Below are 13,428 nucleotides of genomic sequence, written 5' to 3'. Positions count from 1 at the left end.
ACCCTGCGTGGGACGACCCGTCCGTCGATGCCGACGATCGTCGAACACCCCCGGAGTCCCGTTGAGAGGACACCAGTGTTCACCGGCATCATCGAGGAACTCGGCACCGTCACCGCCGTCGAGCAGCACGGCGACTCCGTCGCGCTCACCGTCCGCGGGCCGATCGTGGTCGCGGACGCCAGCCACGGCGACTCCATCGCCACCAGCGGCGTCTGCCTGACCGTCGTCGAGCAGACTCCCGACTCCTTCACCGCGTTCGTCATGAAGCAGACGCTCGACATGAGCGCGCACGGAGCGTTGCGGGTGGGCGACCGCCTGAACCTCGAGCGCGCGGCGTCGGTCGGCGACCGCCTCGGCGGCCACATCGTGCAGGGCCACATCGACGGCACCGCCACCGTGCTCGAGACCGCGGACGGCGACGGCTGGCGCCGGGTGCGGTTCTCGCTCGCGCCGGCGCTCAGCCCGCTCGTCGTCGACAAGGGGTCGATCGCGCTCGACGGCGTCTCGCTCACCGTCAGCGCCGTCTCGTCCGAGGACACCGCGCCGGACGCCGCCTGGTTCGAGGTCAGCCTGATCCCGGAGACGCTCGAGGCCACGACCCTCGGCCTGCGCGTGCCGGGCGACCGGGTGAACGTCGAGACCGACGTGCTCGCGCGGCACGTGCGCCGGATGCTGCGGCTCGACGCCGCCGTCGGCTCGCTCGAGACCGTCGGATCGGAGGCCCGGTGATGGTCGCCGCGGTCCCGCAGACCCTCGGGTCGTCGAGCATCGAGGCCGCGCTCGCGTCGGTCGCGGCCGGCCGCCCGGTGATCGTCGTCGACGACGAAGACCGCGAGAACGAGGGCGACGTCATCCTGTCCGCCGAGCTCGCGACGCCGGAGTGGATCGCCTGGACCGTGGCGCACTCGTCGGGGTTCATCTGCGCGCCCGTGAGCGCCGAGATCGCCGACGCCCTCGACCTGCCGCCGATGGTCCAGCACAACGAGGACGTCCGCGGCACCGCGTACACCGTCACCGTCGACGCAGCCGTCGGGGTCACCACGGGCATCAGCGCCCACGACCGAGCGCGCACGCTGCGGGTCCTCGCCGACCCGACCTCCGTGCGCGACGACCTGCACCGCCCCGGCCACGTCGTCCCCCTGCGGGCACGACCGGGCGGGGTGCGCGAGCGTGCGGGACACACCGAAGCCGCGATCGAGCTCGTCACCGCAGCCGGGCTCCGGCCCGCCGCGGCGATCTGCGAGATCGTCGACGAGGACGGCAGCATGATGCGGCTGCCGGCGCTCGTCGCACTCGGGGCGCGCGAGGGCGTGCCCGTCATCACCATCGCCGCGCTCGTCGAGTGGCTGGACGCGGCAGACCGGACGGCGGCAGCAGCTGCCCTGTCCACGGAAGGAACAGCACGATGAGCGGAGCAGGCGCGGCGGACCGCGACCACGTCGACGGCACCGGGATCCGGGTGGCCATCGTCGCCGGGCAGTGGCACGACACGATCGCGGCGGGCCTCCTCGCCGGGGCGCAGCGCGAGGTCGAACGGCTCGGCGCCACCGCGTCGGTGTTCCCGGTCCCGGGGAGCTTCGAGCTGCCCGTCGTCGCGAAGACCGCCCTCGAGGCCGGGTTCGACGCCGCGGTCGCGCTCGGCGTGATCATCCGCGGCGGCACCCCGCACTTCGAGTACGTGTCCGACGCCGCCACGAGTGGGCTCACCCGCGTGGCGATCGACACCGGCAAGCCCGTCGGGTTCGGCGTGCTCACCCTGGACGACGAGCAGCAGGGCATCGACCGGGCCGGGCTGCCCGGCTCGAAGGAGGACAAGGGCGCCGAGGCCGTGCACGCCGCGGTCGCGACCGAGGTGATGCTGCGCTCGTTGCGCGTGCTCGCGTAGCGCGGCTGGTTCCCGACACGGCGCCCGCACGCAGAACGGCCCCGCACCTCGAGAGGTGCGGGGCCGTTCTGCGTGCGGAGTGGTTACCGCTTGCCGAACACGTGGATCGGCAGGAAGAAGGAGAGGGTCATCAGGATGAGGCCACCCATGAAGATGAACGCCTGGCCCGAGTCGACCTGGAACGCGAACCCGAACAGGTACATCGACACCAGCAGCAGCAGGATCGAGAAAACAGCGGCGATGACGCGGCCCACGGGATACCTCCGGGTGTCGACGAGTGGAACGTCGCCAAGTCTATCCCCAGGAACGGGGATGGTCGTTCACGCGCCGGGCTTCGTCGCGATCAGCCGGTCCACGACGGCGAGGAGCGCCTCCATGTCGACGGTGCTGCGCTTCGGTCGACCGTCGCTCGCGGCACCGAGGGAGGCCTGGTGGTACAGGCCGTCGCCGAGGAGCTTGACCGCCTGAGCGGTGGGCTCGTCGTGCAGCGCGTCGACGAGGGTCACGAGCCACGCGTTCTCGGTGTCGTCGAGGGTCCGGCCCGCTTCTTCGTAGCCGGCCTGCTGCAGGCGGCTCGCGGCGAGGAGCGCGAGGTCGAGCTCGCTGCCGACGAACAGGCAGTTGCGGACGAAGTAGCGGGCGGCACCGTCCTCGGCCTCGGCCATGCGCTCGACGTCGATCGCGGACAGGTCGGAGAGTCGCTCGCACAGCCCCTCGACCAGGGCCGCCTTGGAGCCGAAGTGGTACAGCAGCCCGCCCTTGGAGACACCGGCGCGGGCGGCGACGGCGTCGAGCGTCGCGGGACGTTCGCCGTCTTCGCACACGATGGCGACGAAGCTGTCGAGGACGCGGTCGCGGGCACTGGCCATGGGCACGAGTCTAGGAGGAGTTGTGGACGAGCAGGTGCAGGCGTCGCGGGCCGTCCCGTGACGCCTGCACCCGGCCGGTCAGGGCGCTCGGCGCGTCAGCCCTTCAGCGCTCCTGCGGCGATGTTGGCGATGAAGTGGCGCGAGCCGATGATGAACACGCCGATGAGCGGGAACACGCTGATCACGGCGCCGGCCATCACCGCCCCGAGGTCCGTCGCGTTCACCGAGCTCAGTCCGGCCAGGGCCACCTGCAGGGTCTGTCCCTTCGGGTCGATGAGGACGATGAGCGGCCAGACGTAGTCGTTCCAGGCGGTGATGAAGGTGAAGATGCCGAGGAACGCGAGCCCGCCGCGGAGCATCGGGACCGCCACCGACCACCAGGTGCGGAAGAACCCCGCTCCGTCCACTCGGGCCGAGTCGATCACCTCGTTCGGGATCGACGAGGTGGCGAACTGCCGGAGCAGGAAGATGCCGAACGCGTTCGCCGCCCCCGGGATGATGAGTGCCTGCAGACCACCGATCCACCCGAGGTTCGCCATGAGCACGAAGCTCGGCACCAGCGACAGGCTGCCCGGCACCAGGAACGTGGCGAGCATGACGGTGAAGAGTGTGCGCTTGAACGGGAACTCGTACTTCGCGAACGCGAACGCGGCGAGCGAGTCGAACAGCATGACCAGGACGGCGGTGCTGCCGGCCACGAGCACGGTGTTCAGGAGCGCCCGCAGCATGTCCACGTTGCTGAAGACGGACGCCACGTTCGCGAGGGCGTTGTCCCCGAACCAGAGCGACGGCGGGTAGCCGAAGATCTCGGCGTTCGTCGACGTCGACATCACGAGGAGCCACCAGAACGGGAAGATCGACAGCAGTACCCCGACGATCAGGCAGAGGTGCGTGACGGCGGTCCCGAGCCAGCCGCGGCGGAACCCGCGGCCACGGTCGTTGCCCGCGGCGCCCGGTCGCCCGAGTGCTGCGGCGGTGTTGGTCGTCGTCGTGGTCGTTGTCGCGGTCATGCGTCGACCCCCTTCGTGCTGGTGCGGACCGTGCGGGCCACGCGGAGTCGTCGTGGGGTCTTCAGGCCGTCGCGTTCACTGAGCAGACGCCAGTTGATGATCGCGAACACCACGGAGAACAGGAACAGCACCCAGGCGATCGCCGAGCCGTACCCGAAGTCGAACTGGTTGAACGCCTGCTCGTACTGGTAGAGCACGATCGTCATGCCGGCCTCGTCGGGGCCGCCCACCGCTTGTCCGTTGAACAGGATCTGCGGCTCCGTGAAGAGCCCGAGCCCACCGATCGTCGACGTGATGAGGGTGAACAGGATCACCGGGCGCAGCAGCGGCACGGTGATGCGCGAGAAGATCTGCCACGCGTTCGCGCCGTCCACCTTCGCGGCGTCGTACAACTCGGTCGAGATGGACTGCAGTCCGGCCAGGTAGATGATCGCGTTGTAGCCCGTCCATCGCCAGATCACCATCACCGAGATGGTGACCTTGATGCCCCAGTACGACGACAGCCACCCGACCGGGTCCGCACCGAGTGCGCGCAGTGCCGCGTTCACCAGGCCGAAGCCGTCGGAGAACACCGAGCCGAACACGATCGCCATCGCGACCATGCTCGTGACGTTCGGCACGAAGAACGCGACGCGGTAGAAGCCCTTCGCCCGGATGTTGCCGTGCAGCAGGAACGCGAGCACGAGCGCGAGGAACAGCATCGGGATCGTCGACATGACCCAGATGAGGAACGTGTTGCCGACGGCGTTCCAGAACCGCGGGTCGCCGAGCAGGTACTGGTACTGGGCCAGACCGACGAACGCGGGGGAGCCGACCCCGTCCCAGTCGGTGAACGACAGCACGATCGAGAACACGATCGGGAACAGCCCGAACACCAGGAAGAGCACGTAGAACGGCGCGATCGCGACGTACTGCGGCCAGAACCGGCGGAACCCGTACCGCTTGCCGGTCGCTGCGGTGGTGATGGAGGACGTCGGTGTCCCGACGACCGCGGGGATGCTCGTCGTCGGGGGCGCCTGCTTGGTGCTCATGCGCGGACCCCCCGCTTGTCGAGGACCCGGTTGGTCTGGTCGACGGCGTCCTGCCAGGCGCGGTCCGGGTCCTTGCCCCCGGCCTCGACGTTCGTGATCTCGGTCGCGAACGCACCGATGAACCGTTCGGAGTTCGAGATGTACGTCACCGGCACGTCCATCGCCGAGGCGTTGAAGAACGCCAGCGGGTCCTGGTCGCCGAAGTAGTCGCCGGGCTTCCGCATGATCCCGTTGTCGAACGACGCCGGGGTGGAGGGGAACAGCTGGATGTCGTTGTACGTGTGCGACTGCACCTCGGGCGAGGTGATCCACTGCGCGAACGCGGCGGCCGCGGCCGGGTCCTTCGAGGTCTTCGGGACGGCGAGGAACGACCCGCCGCTGTTGCCCGGGCGATCCGGTTGCCGGGCGACCCGCCACGTGCCGGCGGCGTCCGGAGCGGTGTCGTGGATGACCTGCGTCCACCACGCGCCCTCGATCTGTCCTGCGACCCGGCCGGACACCCACCCGGCGTTCTGGTCGGTGCCGGACTGCAGGTTGCCGGTGAGGCCGGAACGGACGCAGGCGACGGCGTTCTCCCACGCCTGCCGCACCGAGCTGTCGTCCTGCTCGAAGACCGGCTGGTCGTCACGGTCGAAGTACCGCGTGGGGCTGGCGTAGATGTACTGGTTGAAGAGCTGGTTGGCGGTGATGACCGTCGCGGCGTCCGCACCCTTCCGGATCTTCGCGCCGAAGGAGCGGAACCCGTCCCACGTCGCGATCGCGTCCGAGACCTCGTCCGGGTCGGTCGGCAGCCCGGCCTTCGCCAGGACGTCCTGCCGGTAGAAGAAGCCGGTCGGTCCGGTGTCGACGGGCCAGAAGCACTGCCGGCCGCTCGGCGTCCGGCCGAGCGCGCTCTTCCAGTCGTAGTACTCGTCCCGCTTCGCCGCGCCGCCGTGGTCGTCGAAGTCGGTGAACAGGTCTTCGTCGGGGAAGTACAGCCAGCAGTTCGAGTTGACCATGAGGACATCGGGGATGAACGCGTTCCCGGCGAGCGCCGTCCGGAACTTGGTGTCGTACGAGGCACCGCCGATCAGGTCGGGGCGGAGCCGCTTGGACCCCTGCCCGGCGATCCCCCCGGCGGCCTGCCGCAGGAACTTCGGGTCGAGCGACCGGTTCCAGTACCAGAGGACGAGTTCGTCAGGGTCCCTGGAGATGGCGGTGCTCGTGGAGCACCCGGCCAACAAGGCGGTGGTGGCGAGGGCTCCGAGGGCACCTGCGCCGGCGAGGAACCCCCGCCTGCTGAGACTGATCGATGGAGATGACGTCACGAAACTACCTGCTCTCGTCGTTGAGATCGGGTTGGACACAGCGATACCGGGTCCCCGGAGCGTTCGACCGTGAACGCTCACGAAGTGGTCCAGAGCATCCTCTGTGAGACACGCCGTGTCAAGCACTTCCGCATTGATCCACCGGGCGTGTGGCACTAGCGTCGTCGTGACCGTGAAGGTTCACGAGACGACAAGGATCCGCATGTCAGCGCAGACCGCGAACACCGCCAGCACCACGACCCCGACGGTCGCCGACCGCCCCGGCTGGGCCGTCCTCGGCCCCGGGGGCATCGCCCGCCGCTTCCTCTCCCAGCTGCCCGCGAGCGGTGGTGCACTCGTGGCCGCCGGTAGCTCGTCCACCGAGCGGGCGCAGACCTTCGCCGACGAAGCCGCGCAGCTCGGGTTCGCCGACGTCTCTGCTGCGACCTACGACGAGGTCCTCGCCGACCCGCGCGTCGACGCCGTGTACGTCTCGACCGTGCACACCGGGCACGCGCGGCTCGTCCTCGCCGCGCTCGAGGCCGGCAAGGCCGTCCTGTGCGAGAAGCCCCTCGCCCCGAACCACGGCACCGCCATGGCGCTCGCCGATGCCGCACGCCAGGCCGGCCTGCCGCTGGTCGAGGCGTTCATGTACCGCTTCCACCCGCAGACCGCCGCACTGCTCGACCTCGTGCGGGACGGCGTGATCGGCGAGGTCACGCACATCGACGCCTCGTTCGCGTTCCGTACCGGTGAGCGGACCGGCCGACTGTTCGACGTCGACACGGCCGGCGGCGGGATCCTCGACGTCGGCGGGTACCCGGTGACGATGGCCGCCGCGATCGTGCAGGCCGCGACCGGTGTCGCCGTCGCCGAGCCGACGGAGCTCACTGCCACCGGCACCCTCGGGCCGACCGGCGTCGACGAGTGGACCGTCGCGCAGCTGACCTACCGCGGCGGCATCACGGCGTCCGTCCGCACCGGCGTCTTCGTGCAGGACGACAACGCCGTCGCGGTGTACGGCACGCGCGGTCGCCTCCTGCTCGCCGACCCGTGGACCCTCGGCGCCGACCCGACGATCGAGGTGCACACCGTCGACGAGGACCCGCGCACGCTGTCCTTCGCCGGCGAGCACCCCTACGCACGTGAGGCCGACGCCACCACCGACGCCCTGCGTGCCGGTGCGGTCGAGGCAGCACAGATGACGATCGACGAGTCGCTCGCGACCGCCCGCACCCTCGACAAGTGGCGCGCCGCGATCGGCCTGCGCTACCCGTTCGAGGCCGAGTCCGCCGACATCCCCACCGTGAGCGGTCGGCCGCTCCGGGTGCAGGACGGCAACCCCATGCAGTACGGCGAGATCCCGGGTGTCGGCAAGCGGCTGTCGCGCCTGGTGATGGGCGTCGACAACCAGCCCGACCTGGCGCACGCCAGCGCGATCTTCGACCTGTTCGTCGAGCAGGGCGGCAACGTGTTCGACACCGGCTACATCTACGGCGGCGGGGTGCTCGAGGGCCGGCTCGGCAAGTGGATCCAGAACCGCGGCGTCCGCGAGGACGTGGTCGTCATCACGAAGGGTGCGCACACGCCGTTCTGTGACCCGGAGTCCCTGACGAAGCAGCTGCTCGAGAGCCTCGAGCGCCAGGGCACCGACTACGCGGACATCTACATGATGCACCGCGACAACCCGGACATCCCGGTGGGGGAGTTCGTCGACGTCCTCGACGAGCACCGCCGCGCCGGCCGCATCCGCGTGTACGGCGGGTCGAACTGGACGCCGGCACGCTTCGACGAGGCCAACGCCTACGCACGGGCGAACGGCAAGCACGAGTTCGAGGTCCTCAGCAACCACTTCGGCCTGGCCGAGGCCTACGACGTGCCGTGGGACGGCTGCGAGCACGCGACCGACGCCGCGTCGAAGGCGTGGCTCGAGGAGCGTCAGGTCCCGCTGCTGCCGTGGTCGTCGCAGGCCCGTGGCTTCTTCACCGGTCGTGCGACGCCGGAGGACACCAGCGACGCCGAGCTCGTCCGCTGCTACTACAGCGACGAGAACTTCGAGCGGCTCCGTCGCGCGCGGGAGCTCGGCGACCGGTTCGGCGTCCCCGCCACGGCGATCGCCCTGGCGTACGTGCTGAACCAGCCGTTCCCGACGTTCCCGCTCTTCGGACCGCGTACGATCGCGGAAGCCCGATCGTCCATGACGGGCCTCTCCGTCGACCTCACCCCGGAACAGGTGGCATGGCTGGACCTCCGCGACTGACCCAGTCGCCACCGGACGGCCCGCACTCCGGCGGCCGCGCGACGATCATCGACGTCGCCGCGGCCGCCGGGGTGTCCCGGCAGACCGTCACCCGCGCGATGAACGGCATGTCCGGCATCAGCGCGACCACGAAGGAACGGGTACTCGCCGTCGCGGCGTCGCTCGACTACCGGCCGTCGCGCTTCGGCCGCGGGCTGGTCACCGGCGGGGACCACCAGCTCGGGCTCGTCGTGAACGACCTGCGGAACCCGTACACGCCCCAGCTCGCGTCCGCCGTGTTCCGGCTCGCCGCCGAGCAGGGGTGGAACGTCATGCTCGCCGACGTCGACCTGGCGAGCGACGCCGATCGGATGGTCCAGGCGCTCGGTGCGCAGACCGACGTGGTCATCGGCTACCTCGGCTCGCGCCGGCACCGGTGGAGCGAGCTCCTCGGCAACGTGCCGATGGTCGAGCTCGACCCGTCATCCGATCCGCCCACGGCGGCGGTGTGGATCGACCCCGCCGACGCGATCGAAGCGCTCGCCGACCACCTGGTGGCGACCGGGGTGCGGCACCCGGTCGTGCTCGACAACTCGTCGGCGGACCACACGAGTGCGCGCGGCCTGCTCATGCTCGACGCGCTGCGCCGCCGCGGCTACCTGCCGGAGCTCGTGCACGCGCCGCACGGCACCGCCGAGTGCGGTGCCGACGAGACGGTGCGGATCCTGGCTCGGAAGCGCCGACTCGACGCGATCCTGGCCTTCAACGACGTGATGGCGCTCGGCGTGCTGCAGGCCTGCCGCCGCGCGGGCGTCGACGTCCCCGGTGAGGTCCGGGTCGTCGGCGTCGACGGCCTGCCGCTCGGCGCACTGGTGTCGCCGATGCTGACGACCCTGGCGGTCGACCTCGACGCCGTCGCGCGTGAGGCCCTCACGCTCGCGCTCGGCATGCTCGCCGGTGAGCTGCCGCGGCACGGCGCCGCAGTGCAGCGCACCGTGCGCCACAGCCTGCTGGTCCGCGACTCCGCCTGACGGCGCGCCCCGCCCCGCCCCGCCTGGCCCCGCCCCGCCCGGCCCCGCCCCGCCCCGCCGCGGTCCCGCCCCCGAGGCTCCGAAATCTCGGCATGTCGGCGCTCAAGCCGCCCGACATCGGAACCCGGGCAGAGTCCACGCGGCGTGTTGTGGAACCCCGGCACCGGAACCCCGGCACCGGAACCCGGCACCGGAACCCGGCACCGGACGCAGGTCGTGCCGTCGCTCCGGCCTCCCGCCCTGGGCGGGACCAGCCATCGGACGGGAGGCCCGTGGCGAGCCCGCCACGGGCCTCCCGTCCGCCTGTTGGTTGCATTTGCAACCATAACCGTCCAGACGGTACACTGACAGAGTCCTGACGGGGCGCGTGTCCATCCCGCGTCCCGTCTCGTCTGCCCCACGCACCGCCCGCCGTCGACCAGGTCCGGCTCGAAGTCCCAGGAGTCCGCCGTGTCCGCACTGCTCACCAGCCCCATCGCCACCCGCGTCACCGGCAGCCGCGCCCGACGGTTCCTCGCGCTCGCCGTGCTGATGCTGCCGGTCCTGCTCATCTCGGTGGACAACACCGTGCTGAGCTTCGCGCTGCCGTCGATCAGTCGTGCGCTCAACCCGGACGCGACCACGCAGCTCTGGATCGTCGACGCGTACCCGCTCGTCCTGGCCGGGCTGCTCGTCGTGATGGGCAGCATCGGTGACCGGATCGGCCGCCGTCGGATCCTGGTGATCGGGGCCACCGGCTTCGCGCTGTTCTCCGTCGCCGCGGCGTTCGCGACCGACGCCTGGATGCTCGTCGCCGCACGGATCGCGATGGGGGTGTTCGGCGCGATGCTCATGCCCGCGACGCTCTCGATCATCCGCAACGTCTTCGTCGACGCGGGGGAGCGGCGCATGGCGCTGGCCGTGTGGTCGACCATGTTCGCGGCCGGCAACGCCCTCGGTCCGCTCGTCGGTGGCACGCTGCTCGCGCACTTCCACTGGGGCAGCGTCTTCCTGGTCGCGGTGCCGATCCTCGTGCTCATGCTCGTCGGCGTCCCGTTCTGCGTGCCGGAGTCGCGCGACCCGATGCCGGGGCCGGTCGACGTGCCGAGCATGTTCCTGTCCCTCGGTGCGCTGGCGCCGATCGCCTGGGCGATCAAGTCGTTCGTCCACCCGGAGGAGCGCGGGTTCGCGGTCGCGATGCTCGCCGTCGGGGTCGTCTGCGGCATCGCGTTCGTCCGCCGGCAGCTGCGGTCCCGCACGCCGATGCTCGACCTGCGCCTGTTCCGCAGCACGGCGTTCACCGGCAGCGTGCTCATGAACCTGATGGCGATGTTCTCGCTGACCGGCTTCCTGTTCTTCATCGCGCAGCACCTGCAGCTCGTGGCGGGGCTCGACCCGTTCGCCTCCGGCGTCGTGCTGATCCCCGGATCGGTGCTCACGATCGTCGCCGGCCTCGCGGTGGTGCCGGTCGTCGCCCGGGTCGCACCGCGCTGGGTCGTGTCGGTCTCGCTGCTCTTCTCGGCTGCCGCGTACGCCCTCGTGGCGGTCCTCGGGCACCACGCGTCGATCGCCGCACTGGCGTTCGCGTTCGTGCTGCTCGGCATCGGGATCGGCGCATCCGAGACCGTCACGAACGACCTCATCATCTCGACCGCTCCGGCGGACAAGGCCGGTGCCGCGTCGGCGATGTCCGAGACGGCGTACGAGATCGGTGCGGTCCTCGGCACGGCCGTCCTCGGCACGATCCTGGCGACCACCTACCGGGCGCACGTCGTGGTGCCGGGCGGGCTGAGCTCGACCGCGCACACCGCTGCGCAGGAGACGCTCGGCGGTGCGGTGTCCGCCGCGTCGTCCCTCGGTGGCGGTGCCGGCCAGGCGCTCCTCGAGTCGGCACGGGCGGCGTTCGACTCCGGCGTGACGATCACGGCCGGCGTCGCCGCGGTGCTCATGGTGATCGCTGCCGCAGGCGCCGTCGTCATGCTCAAGCGCCGCTGACGCGCGCCGCTGACGCGCGCCGCTGACGCGCGCCGCTTCGTGAGCGGAAATGGTCGGGTTGCGCCACGCGACCCGACCATTTCTGCTCACGAAGTCACCGCTACGGCGCGCCCGGGAGCCGTCGAACCTGTGAATCGTTGACCTCAACCATGGTTCAGGTCATACGTTGGGACATGCCCGCCCAGTGACGGCACACCCCCGCACGAAGGAACGACGACGAACACCATGCCCGACGAAGCCCCGGCGAACATCGCCGATGCGTACAAGTCCGCGTTCCGCGGGCACCCGGCCGGCGTCGCCGTCATCACCGCCGAGGGACCGGACGGTCCGACCGGACTCACCGCCTCGAGCGTCGCGAGCGTCGCGGTGGACCCGCCGGTGCTCGTCTTCTCGCTGTCGACGAACTCCGGGTCCGCCGGGGTCGTGCTCGGCGCCCCGGTCTTCGTCGTGCACCTGGTCGACTCGCTCAGCGTGGCGCTCGCCCGGCGCTTCGCCTCGACGGGCAGCCCGACCGCCGACGACCCGATCTGGGGCACCCTGCCCTCGGGTGACCGCTACCTGCCCAGTGCCGCGAGCGCGTTGCGGTGCCGCCCGCTCTCCACGACCCCGATCGGCAGCTCGACCGTCGTCGTCGCCGAGGTCCTCGACATCGTCGTCGGCCTCGAGCACGGCGAGCCGCTGGTCTACCACAACCGGGAATTCCACTCCCTCACCGATCGTTCCCGGCTCTCGTGAGCCGCGGAATCCCATCCGCAACCCACTGATCGAAAGGACCTCACATGGCTGAGTACACCCTGCCGGAGCTGCCGTACGACTACGCCGCACTCGAGCCGCACATCAGCGGCAAGATCATGCAGCTGCACCACGACAAGCACCACCAGGCCTACGTGACCGGAGCGAACACCGCGCTGCAGCAGCTCGGTGAAGCGCGCGAGTCGGGCAACTTCGGGGCGATCAACAAGCTCGAGAAGGACCTGGCGTTCCACCTCGGTGGCCACGTCAACCACTCGATCTTCTGGACCAACCTCGGCCCGGACACGAAGGTCCCCGAGGGCGAGCTCGCCGCGGCGATCGACGAGTTCTTCGGCTCGTTCGACACCTTCAAGGCGCAGTTCGCTGCCGTCGCGAACGGTATCCAGGGCTCCGGCTGGGCCGTCCTGGCCTGGGACACCGTCGGCCAGAAGCTGACCACGTTCCAGCTGTTCGACCAGCAGGCCAACGTGCCGTTCGGCCTCGTGCCGATCTTCCTGCTCGACATGTGGGAGCACGCCTTCTACCTCGACTACCTCAACGTCAAGGCGGACTACGTGAAGGCCGTCTGGAACATCGTCGACTGGGAGAACGTCGCGGCGCGCTTCGCCAACGCGAAGTCGCAGTCGTTCGTGACGCTCTGATCCACCGACCGCGGGTCGCGTGACGCGACCGACGGACGAACGGGAGGCACGGTGCCAGCTGGCACCGTGCCTCCCGTTCGTGCATCACGCCGCGGTGACTGCCGCTCCGGCGGCGAGCCGGTCGGCGATCGCCCGGAGCGCGGCGTCGGTGTCGGCGCGATCCCGGTCGACGATCGCGGTCCACTGGGATCCGCGGGCAGTCGTCACGGCGTCGCGTGCGACGCGATCGGCGGCCTCTGCGTCGTAGCCGTGTGCGAGGCACCACGCGGCGATCGCCGCCACGTGGTCCCGGTGCAGATCGCGTTGTCGGACCCGGCCGTCCAGAGCCTCGACCGAGCCGAGCTCGAAGGTGAGCCGAGCGGCGAGGGCTCGGTGCCGGTCGTCGAGGCGACCGAAGCTGGTCACCAAGTAGTCAGCGAGGGCGGAGCCGTCTGCCCCGGGATCGAGCACGGCGTGGCAGACCGTGTCGGCCAGGTGCACGACGACGGAGTCGATCAGGGCCTCGCGCGAACCGAAGTGGTAGACGATCGGGTACGCGCTCGTGCCCAGGATCCGACCGAGGCTGCGGACCGAGACGTCCTCGAGCTTGGTGTCCAGCAGGTGCAGGGTGACCTTCTCGAGGATCGCCGGCTTGAGCGTCGGGTCGGGCTTCCGGGGCATGGCATCTCCGTCGGATCGTCGTCGGCGGTCACTCGACCTGCCGCGTGGT

The 13,428-nt window shown here is 70.5% G+C and carries 14 protein-coding genes; 8 read left to right on the top strand and 6 right to left on the bottom strand.

Going from position 1 to position 13,428, the window contains the following annotated elements; all coding sequences use genetic code 11:
- Positions 1-75 precede the first annotated feature (75 nt).
- From ITJ60_RS01445 to ribH, 3 genes are read left to right on the top strand one after another with little or no spacing between them, the layout of a single operon-like run.
- On the top strand, positions 76-729 hold the full coding sequence (locus ITJ60_RS01445; RefSeq protein ID WP_194646448.1) for a riboflavin synthase: 654 nt from the start codon (positions 76-78) through the stop codon (positions 727-729).
- Positions 729-1,409 (top strand): 3,4-dihydroxy-2-butanone-4-phosphate synthase, encoded by a 681-nt coding sequence (gene ribB / locus ITJ60_RS01440; protein ID WP_194646446.1) that lies wholly within the window; start codon positions 729-731, stop codon positions 1,407-1,409. Before ITJ60_RS01445 ends, ribB begins: the two co-directional genes overlap by 1 nt.
- Positions 1,406-1,885: a 6,7-dimethyl-8-ribityllumazine synthase gene (gene ribH, locus ITJ60_RS01435; RefSeq protein WP_194646445.1), complete on the top strand. Its 480-nt coding sequence runs from the start codon at positions 1,406-1,408 to the stop codon at positions 1,883-1,885. Before ribB ends, ribH begins: the two co-directional genes overlap by 4 nt.
- Before the next feature lie 83 nt (positions 1,886-1,968).
- Here the strand turns inward: ribH and ITJ60_RS01430 are convergent, their stop codons facing one another.
- From ITJ60_RS01430 to ITJ60_RS01410, 5 genes are all read right to left on the bottom strand, one after another.
- The gene (locus tag ITJ60_RS01430; RefSeq protein WP_159574085.1) at positions 1,969-2,139 is read right to left on the bottom strand and encodes a hypothetical protein; all 171 of its coding nucleotides are present in this window, start codon (positions 2,137-2,139) and stop codon (positions 1,969-1,971) included.
- 66 nt (positions 2,140-2,205) lie between these two features.
- Positions 2,206-2,754, bottom strand: coding sequence for a TetR/AcrR family transcriptional regulator (locus ITJ60_RS01425; RefSeq protein ID WP_123292071.1), 549 nt, complete (start codon positions 2,752-2,754; stop codon positions 2,206-2,208).
- Between the two features lie 95 nt (positions 2,755-2,849).
- Entirely contained in the window at positions 2,850-3,764 is a 915-nt protein-coding gene (locus ITJ60_RS01420; RefSeq protein ID WP_194646443.1) for a carbohydrate ABC transporter permease, read from the bottom strand.
- On the bottom strand, positions 3,761-4,795 hold the full coding sequence (locus ITJ60_RS01415) for a carbohydrate ABC transporter permease (RefSeq protein ID WP_132100037.1): 1,035 nt from the start codon (positions 4,793-4,795) through the stop codon (positions 3,761-3,763). Before ITJ60_RS01415 ends, ITJ60_RS01420 begins: the two co-directional genes overlap by 4 nt.
- On the bottom strand, positions 4,792-6,102 hold the full coding sequence (locus ITJ60_RS01410) for an ABC transporter substrate-binding protein (protein ID WP_260235400.1): 1,311 nt from the start codon (positions 6,100-6,102) through the stop codon (positions 4,792-4,794). The genes ITJ60_RS01415 and ITJ60_RS01410 overlap by 4 nt, the downstream gene beginning before the upstream one ends.
- Before the next feature lie 202 nt (positions 6,103-6,304).
- Here ITJ60_RS01410 and ITJ60_RS01405 point away from each other — a divergent pair, with 202 nt between their 5' ends.
- From ITJ60_RS01405 to ITJ60_RS01385, 5 genes are all read left to right on the top strand, one after another.
- Positions 6,305-8,341 (top strand): aldo/keto reductase, encoded by a 2,037-nt coding sequence (locus ITJ60_RS01405; RefSeq protein WP_194646441.1) that lies wholly within the window; start codon positions 6,305-6,307, stop codon positions 8,339-8,341.
- Positions 8,320-9,351 (top strand): LacI family DNA-binding transcriptional regulator, encoded by a 1,032-nt coding sequence (locus ITJ60_RS01400; RefSeq protein ID WP_194646440.1) that lies wholly within the window; start codon positions 8,320-8,322, stop codon positions 9,349-9,351. The genes ITJ60_RS01405 and ITJ60_RS01400 overlap by 22 nt, the downstream gene beginning before the upstream one ends.
- Positions 9,352-9,801: 450 nt before the next feature.
- Positions 9,802-11,325 (top strand): MFS transporter, encoded by a 1,524-nt coding sequence (locus ITJ60_RS01395; protein WP_123292076.1) that lies wholly within the window; start codon positions 9,802-9,804, stop codon positions 11,323-11,325.
- 225 nt (positions 11,326-11,550) lie between these two features.
- Positions 11,551-12,060, top strand: coding sequence for a flavin reductase family protein (locus ITJ60_RS01390; protein ID WP_194646438.1), 510 nt, complete (start codon positions 11,551-11,553; stop codon positions 12,058-12,060).
- A gap of 44 nt (positions 12,061-12,104) precedes the next feature.
- On the top strand, positions 12,105-12,719 hold the full coding sequence (locus ITJ60_RS01385; RefSeq protein ID WP_111084300.1) for a superoxide dismutase: 615 nt from the start codon (positions 12,105-12,107) through the stop codon (positions 12,717-12,719).
- 84 nt (positions 12,720-12,803) lie between these two features.
- Here ITJ60_RS01385 and ITJ60_RS01380 read toward each other — a convergent pair whose 3' ends face one another.
- Positions 12,804-13,379 carry a hypothetical protein gene (locus tag ITJ60_RS01380; protein ID WP_194646436.1) on the bottom strand — a complete coding sequence of 192 codons (576 nt, stop codon included), beginning with the start codon at positions 13,377-13,379 and terminating at the stop codon, positions 12,804-12,806.
- Positions 13,380-13,428: the final 49 nt, after the last annotated feature.

It is taken from the genome of Curtobacterium sp. VKM Ac-2884, from assembly GCF_015350945.1.
Taxonomy (GTDB): domain Bacteria; phylum Actinomycetota; class Actinomycetes; order Actinomycetales; family Microbacteriaceae; genus Curtobacterium.
The sequence above is the reverse complement of the archived record's forward strand: the minus strand, read 5'-3'. Positions and strand labels throughout refer to the sequence as shown.

Coding starts and splice junctions, on each gene's coding strand:
- ribB (WP_194646446.1), top strand. CDS start 729: ATGGTCGCCGCGGTCCCGCAGACCCTCGGGTCGTCGAGCATCGAGGCC.
- ribH (WP_194646445.1), top strand. CDS start 1,406: ATGAGCGGAGCAGGCGCGGCGGACCGCGACCACGTCGACGGCACCGGG.
- ITJ60_RS01425 (WP_123292071.1), bottom strand. CDS start 2,754: ATGGCCAGTGCCCGCGACCGCGTCCTCGACAGCTTCGTCGCCATCGTG.
- ITJ60_RS01420 (WP_194646443.1), bottom strand. CDS start 3,764: ATGACCGCGACAACGACCACGACGACGACCAACACCGCCGCAGCACTC.
- ITJ60_RS01415 (WP_132100037.1), bottom strand. CDS start 4,795: ATGAGCACCAAGCAGGCGCCCCCGACGACGAGCATCCCCGCGGTCGTC.
- ITJ60_RS01405 (WP_194646441.1), top strand. CDS start 6,305: ATGTCAGCGCAGACCGCGAACACCGCCAGCACCACGACCCCGACGGTC.
- ITJ60_RS01400 (WP_194646440.1), top strand. CDS start 8,320: ATGGCTGGACCTCCGCGACTGACCCAGTCGCCACCGGACGGCCCGCAC.
- ITJ60_RS01390 (WP_194646438.1), top strand. CDS start 11,551: ATGCCCGACGAAGCCCCGGCGAACATCGCCGATGCGTACAAGTCCGCG.
- ITJ60_RS01385 (WP_111084300.1), top strand. CDS start 12,105: ATGGCTGAGTACACCCTGCCGGAGCTGCCGTACGACTACGCCGCACTC.
- ITJ60_RS01380 (WP_194646436.1), bottom strand. CDS start 13,379: ATGCCCCGGAAGCCCGACCCGACGCTCAAGCCGGCGATCCTCGAGAAG.